This is a genomic window from Clavibacter sp. MX14-G9D, from assembly GCF_032917815.1.
Lineage (GTDB): Bacteria > Actinomycetota > Actinomycetes > Actinomycetales > Microbacteriaceae > Clavibacter > Clavibacter michiganensis_K.
Genome location: NZ_JAVCVL010000121.1, coordinates 1 through 8,477, shown reverse-complemented (window position 1 = coordinate 8,477; position 8,477 = coordinate 1). Strand labels below are relative to the sequence as shown.

Annotated in this window: 9 protein-coding genes; 6 read left to right on the top strand and 3 right to left on the bottom strand. The window is 76.2% G+C overall.

All coding sequences use genetic code 11. The features are described from left to right. Window positions 1-283: NTP transferase domain-containing protein (locus tag Q6969_RS10395; RefSeq protein ID WP_317230377.1), on the bottom strand; the 283-nt coding region annotated here is incomplete at its 3' end. A 66-nt stretch (window positions 284-349) separates the two neighbouring features. Here Q6969_RS10395 and Q6969_RS10390 point away from each other — a divergent pair. From Q6969_RS10390 to Q6969_RS10370, 5 genes are all read left to right on the top strand, one after another. Then, the gene (locus tag Q6969_RS10390; RefSeq protein ID WP_317230376.1) at window positions 350-718 is read left to right on the top strand and encodes a hypothetical protein; all 369 of its coding nucleotides are present in this window, start codon (window positions 350-352) and stop codon (window positions 716-718) included. After that, on the top strand, window positions 715-1,503 hold the full coding sequence (locus tag Q6969_RS10385) for a phosphatase PAP2 family protein (protein WP_317230375.1): 789 nt from the start codon (window positions 715-717) through the stop codon (window positions 1,501-1,503). Before Q6969_RS10390 ends, Q6969_RS10385 begins: the two co-directional genes overlap by 4 nt. Window positions 1,504-1,599: 96 nt before the next feature. Further along, window positions 1,600-3,192 carry an AAA family ATPase gene (locus Q6969_RS10380; protein ID WP_317230374.1) on the top strand — a complete coding sequence of 531 codons (1,593 nt, stop codon included), beginning with the start codon at window positions 1,600-1,602 and terminating at the stop codon, window positions 3,190-3,192. Between the two features lie 85 nt (window positions 3,193-3,277). Then, entirely contained in the window at window positions 3,278-4,741 is a 1,464-nt protein-coding gene (locus tag Q6969_RS10375) for a histidine kinase (RefSeq protein ID WP_317230373.1), read from the top strand. After that, the gene (locus Q6969_RS10370; RefSeq protein ID WP_317230372.1) at window positions 4,738-5,427 is read left to right on the top strand and encodes a response regulator transcription factor; all 690 of its coding nucleotides are present in this window, start codon (window positions 4,738-4,740) and stop codon (window positions 5,425-5,427) included. Before Q6969_RS10375 ends, Q6969_RS10370 begins: the two co-directional genes overlap by 4 nt. 44 nt (window positions 5,428-5,471) lie before the next feature. Here Q6969_RS10370 and Q6969_RS10365 read toward each other — a convergent pair whose 3' ends face one another. Next, window positions 5,472-6,983 carry an amidohydrolase family protein gene (locus tag Q6969_RS10365; protein ID WP_317230371.1) on the bottom strand — a complete coding sequence of 504 codons (1,512 nt, stop codon included), beginning with the start codon at window positions 6,981-6,983 and terminating at the stop codon, window positions 5,472-5,474. 215 nt (window positions 6,984-7,198) lie between these two features. Further along, a complete protein-coding gene (locus Q6969_RS10360; RefSeq protein WP_317230370.1) occupies window positions 7,199-7,855 on the bottom strand; it encodes a hypothetical protein in 657 nt (218 codons plus the stop codon). A gap of 163 nt (window positions 7,856-8,018) precedes the next feature. Between Q6969_RS10360 and Q6969_RS10355 the strand changes: the two genes are divergently transcribed. Then, on the top strand, window positions 8,019-8,477 hold a 459-nt coding region (locus Q6969_RS10355), incomplete at its 3' end, for an XdhC family protein (RefSeq protein WP_317230369.1).

Genomic DNA, 8,477 nt, shown 5'->3' with positions numbered 1-8,477 from the left:
CGGCCCAGTCGTCGGCGCGGACGACGACCGCGTCGACCGCCTCGGGGAGCGTGCGGAGCAGGTCAGCGGCCTCCTCGGCGGCCGCGCCGAGCACCACGAGCACCGGGGAGCAGCCCGCCTCGGCGAGCGCGCGGATCGCGCTCGCGAGCCAGGGCGTGCCGTCGGGACGGGCGGCGAGCGCCTTCGGGCCACCGAAGCGCACGCCCGCACCCGCGGCGAGGACGACCCCCGCGATGCGGGCGGCGCAGTCGTCGTCGTCGTCCGCGCCCCGTGCTCCCGCCATCCGCTCATGCTAGGAGCCGTCCGCCCGCCCCTCGCCGTCCCCCGCCGCGCGGCCTACGCTCGACGCATGGATCCCGACACCGCGTCCGCCCTCGCCCTCACCCTGTCGCTCGGCGTGCCCGTGCTCGCGATCCTCGTCGCCGTCGTCCTCGCCGTGGCCCGTGCGCGCGGCGCCGGCTGGGGCTGGTACCTCGTCGGCTGCACGGTGGTCGCGCTGGTCCTCGCCCTCGGGCTCGCGATCCTCGCCACCTGGAGCGCGCAGACGGGCGTCGCCACGATCGACGAGGGCGCCGGGACGTTCGGGATCGTCCTCATGGGGATCCTCGGCGGCATCGCGACCTTCGTCGTGGGCGTCATCGCGGGCGTCGTGGGCCTCATCTCGGCCGCGGTCCGCCAGCGTGACCGCGTGCCGTCGTCCGCGCTCGTCCACGGGTGACCCGGCCCGGATCCTCGGGCGACCGCCTGCCGGTCCGGCGCCGTCGCGACCGGCCGCCCGGCCGCGTCGTCCGCGCGGCGGGCGGCGTCGCGCGGCGGGTCGGGCCGTCGGGCACCTTCGCGGCCGTCCTCGCCCTCGGGCTGGTCGTGATGGCCGTCGCCTCCAGCCTGTTTGCGGGCCTGTACGTGGCCGTCACCGACGACGACAGCGTCGCCCTGCTCGACGAGCCCGTGCTGCGCCTCGCCATGGACGTCCGCTCCCCGTGGCTCGACACCGCGATGACCGTGTTCACCGAGGCCGCCGGCGTCTACGCCGTCCCGATCGTGGGCCTCGCGGTGATCGTCGCGCTCGCGATCCGCCGCCGGCAGTGGGTGCCGATCGTGCTCGGCCTCGTCGCGGGAGCCGGATCCCTGCTGATGACGGAGGTCGGCAAGGAGCTCCTCGGCCGCGACCGCCCGCCGCGCACCGATGCCGTGCCGCCGTACGAGACGTCGCCGTCGTTCCCGTCCGGCCACACGCTGAACGCCAGCGTCGTCGCGGGCATCGTCGCCTACCTGCTGGTGCTCCGGCAGATGCGGCGCTCCACGCGCGTGCTCACCTACGGGATCGCCGTCGCCTTCGCCGCCTCCGTGAGCCTCAGCCGCGTCTACCTGGGCCACCACTGGCTGACCGACGTCCTCGCGGGCTGGCTCCTCGCCGTCGCCTGGCTCGCCCTCGTCGTGGTGGCGCACCGCGTGCGGCTCCGGCTGCTGGAGCCCGAGGAGCGCGACGGCGACGCCGGCTGAGCCGGCCGGCGCCCGTCGGCACGCGCTCCGCAGGCCCGACGCCGGCCCCGCTACGGTCGGGGTGGTCGCGCCGGGCGGCCGGAGACGGGGTGCCGCATGCCGATGGACGAGCTCGACCGCGAGATGATGCGCGCCGTCGCGGGGTACCTCGCGCGCGTGACGGCGATGTCCGAGGAGAGGGCGGGCGACCGCACCCCGCTGGGGGACGCGATCTCGGTCCACCTCGGGTGCGACGCGACGACGCTGCCGATCGTCGTCGAGCAGGTGGTCGCGCACCGCCTCGTCGATGCGGACATCGCGCTCGACGAGCTCGCCGGATCCGCCCCGGGGAGCCTCATCGGGTCCACCGGCGGCGAGCAGCGCTTCCACACGTCCATGTCGGAGCTGATCGCGAACGCGCACGTCCGCTTCGCCCCCGGCCCCGTGTCGTACGCCGATCGGGACACCGGCCCCGCGACCCGGCGCCGGGTCGTGCAGTTCGGGGTGCGCCTCCTCGAGCACGACGGCGTCCCCCTCGTGGTCGTGCAGCGCGGGGCCGCGCCGCAGTTCGGGCGGGAGGACGCGCAGCTGGAGGTCATGGGCGCGGACGACGACGCCGTCACCGCCTTCCTCGACCGCCTGCGCGAGCTTATGATCGCCCGCAGCGTGCTGCGCGGCCAGGTGCTCTCGTTCCAGGCCACGCAGTTCGGCGCGTCCGCGGGCGCGTCGTTCGTGGTCCGACCCGACGTGCCGGAGGACGCGGTCGTGCTCGAGCGGGGCGTGCTGGAGGAGGTCGTGCAGCACGTCGTCGGCATCGGCGACCACCGCGACGCGCTCCGGGCGGCGGGCCAGCACCTGAAGCGCGGAGTGCTCCTGTACGGCCCTCCCGGAACGGGCAAGACGCTCACGATCCGGCACCTGCTGTCCAGGACGCCCGGGGTCACGGCCGTCGTCCTGACGGGGTCGAGCATCCGGTACATCACCCAGGCGGCCGAGATCGCCCGGACGTTCGCGCCGTCCATCGTCGTGCTCGAGGACATCGACCTGGTCGCGATGGAGCGCCACACCTCGCCGCAGCCCCTCCTGTTCGAGGTGCTCGACGCCCTCGACGGGCTGGACAGCGACGCGGACGTCGCGTTCGTCATGACCACGAACCGCGTGCAGACGCTCGAGCGCGCGCTCGCGACCCGCCCGGGTCGGGTCGATCTCGCCGTCGAGATCCCGCTGCCCGGCCCGGAGGCGCGCATCCGCCTGTTCCGCCGGTACGCGGCGGGGCTGCCCGTGGGGGAGGACGCGCTGGACGACGCGGCCCGGGAGGCGGAGGGGACGACGGGGTCGTTCGCCAAGGAGCTCATGCGCCGGACGGTGCTGCGCGCCGCGATCGCCGGTCGCGCCCCGGGTGACGACGACCTCGCGGCGGCGCTCGACGCCCTCCTCGCCTCGGGCGCGGCCCTCACGCGCCGGCTCCTGGGCGGCGGGGGCGGCGACGACGCTCCGGACGATCCCGAGGCCGGGGGAGGCGACGACGGTCCGGACGATCCCGAGGCCGGGGGCGGCGACGACGGCGGTCACCACGTGGTGACCACGGGCACGATGCACCACACCGGCTCCTACGCGCCGCCGATGCCCGGCTTCCCCCTGTCCGTCGTCGGCGAGGATCCGGACGCCGGCGGGCACGGGGACGCCGAGGAGGGCGACCTCCGCGGCTGACGGACGCCAGGGCGCCGCTCGTCCCTTCGGATGACGTCGGGCGCCGGCCCTCGGATCCGGGGCGGTGCCGCCCTAGCGTGAGGGCATGCCCCGACGACTCCGCTCCCGCCTCCGGCCGTACGTGGAGCCGGCCGCGGGGACGGCCTTCCTGCTCCTGTTCCTGCTGGTCGGGCTCGGCGGCGGCCTGCCGGAGCACGGCTACGCCTACGCGGCCACCGTCGCCGCGTACGCCGCGGCGATCGCGATCGCCCGGACGGCCCCGCGGTCCGCGCTCGCGATCGTGCTCGTGGTGCCGGCCCTGCAGATGCTCGGCGCCTCGGGCGTGACGTCGCTGCTCGCCCTCGTCGCTCCGCCGGATCCCACGACGTGGCCGGTCGCGGCGGCTGCGCCGGTCGTCGCCTTCGCCATCGGCCGCACGGGGAGCGCGGGCATGCAGGCCGCGGCGCTCGCGGTCGGCGCGTTCCAGGCGGTGTGCCTCGGCTTCGCGATCTCCGCGTCCGGCTACGGGAGCGCCGGGCAGGGCCTCGGTCCCGCGCCGTACGGGGAGGGCGTGTCCGTGGGATGGGCGCTGCTGCTCGCCGGCATCGCCGCCGTCATGTACGTCGCCGCGTGGGCCTTGGGCGTCGCGCTGCGACGGGGCGGGCGCCTCCTCCCGGACCGCGCCCGGCTGGTGCGCGACCGCGCCCGGCTCGTGCGCGCCGAGGCGGACCTCGAGGTCGCCGGCGTGGAGCTGCGCATCGCGCAGGAGCGCAGCGGCATCGCGCAGGAGGTCCACGACGTCCTCGCGCACTCCCTCGCCGTGGTGGTGGCGGTCGCCGACGGGTCGCGGTTCCTCCGGGAGACCCGACCGGAGACGACGGACGAGGCGCTGCGGGAGATCGCGGGCACCGCCCGGTCGGCGCTCCTCGACCTCCGCGGGCTCATCGAGGAGCTCACGGACGACAGCCACCGGCCGCAGCCGAACCTGGCGGACCTGCCCGCGCTCGTCCGCGGCATGGCGGCCACGGGGATGCGCGTCGACCTGCGCACGACCGGGAGGCCCGGCGGCCTCACCCCGTCGCAGCAGCTCAGCGTGTACCGGATCGTGCAGGAGAGCCTGACGAACGCGCTGAAGCACACGCGGGGCATCGCGACCGTCGACGTCTCCTTCGTCTGGGAGGGCCCCGGCCTCGCCCTGACGGTGCGCAGCACGGGCTCGGGGACGCCGCCGGAGCCGCCGTCGAAGCTGCCCCCGGCCCGTCCCCGCGGCGGGTTCGGCGTCGGGAGCATGCAGGAGCGCGCGCGGCTCGCCGGCGGCTGGCTGACCGCGGAGCGCACGGATCCGGAGGAGGGGGAGACGGCCGACGGCTACCTGGTGACGGCGTTCCTGCCGACGTACGGGGAGCACCCGTCGGACGGGCGGCGCGCGGCGGACGGGCGGGGCGCGGCGGAGGGACCGCGCGCGGACGCGGACGCGGGCGACCCGGCAGCCCGGGCCGGGGACGCGGCCGGCGACGAGGACGCCGCACCCGGCTCCGGTCGCGCCGATCCGGACGGCGACGCGTCATGACCGCCACCGCGCCCCGCCGCATCCGCATCGTCGTCGTCGACGACCAGCGGCTGTTCATCTACGGGATCCGCATGCTCATCGAGTCCCAGCCCGACCTGGAGCTCGTCGGCTCGGCGACCGACGGGCGGGAGGCCGTCGACCTCGTCACGCGGACGCGCCCCGACGTGGTCCTCATGGACATCCGCATGCCGGTGATGAGCGGCATCGAGGCGACGCACCGGATCACGCGCGACGACCCGGACGCGGTCGAGGGGGAGCCGGGGTCGCGGCCGAAGGTCGTGATCCTCACCACGTTCCAGCAGCGCGAGGCGCTGTTCCAGTCGATGCGGCACGGGGCGAGCGCGTTCATCACGAAGGACGCGACGCCCGAGACCCTCCTGGAGACCGTCCGCGCGGTGCACGCCGGCGACGCGGCGCCCACGCCGCTCGTCGACCTCGTGGCGGAGCACGCCCGCGCGTCCGCGACCGAGCGGCCCGAGCGGGCGCTCGCCGCGCTGTCGCCGCGGGAGCGGGAGGTGTTCCTGCTCGCGGCGAAGGGGCTCCGCAACAGCGAGATCGCGGCGGCCGCCTTCGTGAGCGAGACGACCGTGAAGACCCACATCAGCAGCATCCTCGGCAAGCTCGAGCTCCGCAGCCGCGCGCAGATCGTGGTGCACGCCTACGAGAACCGCCTGCTCAGCTCCTGACGCCGGCCGATGAACGCCCCTCGGCGGCTGACGCCGGCCGCCCCTCAGCCCGCCGAGACCCGCCGGCCCTGCACGTGGACGCCCGTGATCGCGGGCTCGCGGAGGCCCATCAGGAGGGTGAAGAGGAGCTGGTCGGTCGCGCGCGCCGCGTCGTCCGAGCGGATGCCGTGCGCGAGCGTCAGGGCGAGCGGCTCCCACCGGTCCGGCGTGATCGTCAGGAAGTCGGCGTCCTTGCCGACATCGAGGTTGCCGTAGCGCTCCTCCATGTCCAGCGCGCGGGCGCCGGCGAGCGTGCCCAGGAACAGCAGCTCGGCCGCGTCCAGCTCCACGCCCGCGTCGCCCGGCTCCGACAGGTGCACCTTGAACGCGTCGTTGAGCACGCGGGAGACGAGCCACTCGTCCCCGGCTCCGACGTCGGATCCGATGGCCACGTTCACGCCCGATGCGCGCGTGCGCCGCCACGGCATCGTGCCCGAGCCGAGGAACTGCTGCGACGTGGGGCAGTGCGCGATGCTGCTGCCCGTGTCGCGCAGCCGCGCGAGCTCGGAGTCCTGGCAGTGCACCGCGTGCGCGAGGATGCTGCGCCGGCCGAGGAGGCTCGACCCGCCGCGCGCCGACCCGGGCAGGAACCGCCCGTCGTAGGTGTCGAGGTAGGTCTCCGTGCCGTACACCTGGCGGACGGCCGCGATCTCGCCCGTGCCCGGCCGGTCGTTCTCGTTCAGGTGCGAGTGGAAGTAGACGCCCTCGCCCCGCGCCACGTCGTAGAGCTCGCCGAGCCCGCGGAACGTCGTGGGCGTCACCGAGAGGCTGAAGCGGGGGACGATCGCGACCTGCAGCAGGGCGGTGGTCGCGTCCCCCGTGTCGGCGGCGTGCCAGCGGTCGATCTCCGCGCAGGAGAGCGAGATGGCGTCCTCCTCCGAGGTGAGGAGCGGGGTGGCGGGGCCGGAGCCGACCGTCTGGATCCCGCGGCCGCTCACCAGCCGCAGGCCGGCGTCGCGGGATGCCTCGAACAGGGCGTCCTGCGCGTGGGGGAACGCCGACCCGAACACGAGCGCGCTGGTGGTGCCCGCCATGACCCGCCGCCGGGTGAAGTCCCGCGCGATCATCCGGGCGAAGCCCTCGTCCTCGAGGCGGGCCTCCGAGGGGAAGACGCAGGAGTCGAGCCACTCCAGGAGCTGCCCGCCGCCGTGGGCGCTGGTCGTGTACGTCTGCGGGAAGTGCACGTGGGCGTCGACGAAGCCGGGGAGCAGGAAGTCGGACGCGTCGCCGTGCACGGGGGCGTCGGCGAACGCGGCGGGGAGCTCGCGGAACGGGCCGACCCACGCGATGCGCCCCGCCGCGTCGACCGCGAGCGCGCCGTCGGGGACGGAGACGAGGTGCCGCCGGGCGTCCTCGACGCGGGGAGCGCCCGCGATGTGCAGCACGTGCCCGCGGTGCACCGCGCGGCGGCCGATGGAGCCGGAGCCGGAGCCGGATCCGGATCCGGTGTCCGGCGAGGCGCCGGTGACGGTCCGCGGGGTGGGGCGTGAGGTGCTCGGGGCGCGGTGGTCGACCATGCGGGTCCGTTCGCTCGGCAGGGGCGGGACGCGGGAGGACGCGTTCCGTCGGAGGCGCCCGTCGTGCATGCGGGCCCCGTGGGGCACGCCGGACGGAGGGCCCTCGACATGATGGTCGCACCCGGCGGGTGGATGCCCGCGGAGCGCACCGACACGCGGCGTCATCCAGGGAGCCGTCACACGCCGCTCCGCGCCCGTGGTCGAGCGCTCGCCGCTCAGCGGGGAGTCGGCTCGTCCCGCTCCCGCACCGACGGGATCCCGCCGTGCGGGGAGGGCGGCGCCCAGCCCGCGCGCTCCTCGCCGTCGCGGAGCGCCCGCTCCTGCAACGGGATGAGCAGCGCGTCGACGCCGTCGCGGCGGCGGCCTCGCGAGGCGATCACCCATGCGGCCCAGGGGACGAACAGGGCGAGGAACACGATGTAGGCCACCGGCAGGACACCGCCGGCGGGAGCGAGGACGGCGAGGGCCACCACCAGCACGAGCGCGAGCGGCACGGCCCACGCCTCCTGACGGATCTGCCGCCGTCGCCGCTCGAGGGCGCCCTGCCATGCGACGGGTTCCGCTCGCGGCGGGAGCTCGCCGTCCTCCGCCGCCTCCGACACCTCTACCTCGCTGGGCGAGCCGGGGTGGTACATGCGGGTGGCGCGTCGCGCTCCCGCCAGCGCGACGCCGGCGGCGAGGGCGACCGCGGCGCGCAGGATCACGGTCCCCGTCCCCGTCCCCTCCGTCGGCCGATCGATGTCGAGCGCCCACAGCCATGCGAACACCAGGATCCCGAAGACGAGCGCCGGCACGAAGGAGGGCGAGTCGTGCCACGCGCGTCGGAGGCGGCGGAAGAGGGGGCGGGGCCAGGCGGGTGCGGTCGGGGTCATTCGGGCCTCCTCGTCCTCGTCCTCGGCACCGGATGCGGCGCCCGGCACCGGGGAGCCCCCCGGCATCCGCGTCCCACCCTACGCAGGGGCCGTGCGAGGCTTGACGCGGGCGGTACCCTTCGCCTGTCCGCGCCCCGCCCGGGCGCTCCCGTCCGGAGGTGCCGTGCTCGAGATCGCCGCGGAGGTGCTCGACGCCCTCGCCGACGGCCGACGGCTCGCGGTCGCGTGCGTCACCGACGTGCTCGGCAGCGCGCCCCGCACGGCCGGCACGGCCATGGCGGTCGACGAGGCGGGCCGCGTCATCGGATCCATCTCCGGCGGCTGCGTCGAGGGCGCCGTGGTCGAGGTCGCCGCGGGCGTGCTCGACGACGGGGTGCCCGTGCTCACCGGCTTCGGCGTGAGCGACGTCGACGCCTTCCAGGTCGGCCTCACCTGCGGCGGTCGGATCGGCGTGGTCGTCGTCGAGGTCGCTCCCGTCGGCGACCACCGCGCTCCCGTCCCCGCCGCGGTGCGCGCCGCCCTCGAGGACGCCCGCGCGTCGCGCGCCGCGTCGCTCGCGCTCGTGCTCGACGGGCCGGCCGTGGGCACGTGGATCACCGCGGACGCCGACCCCGGGACCGAC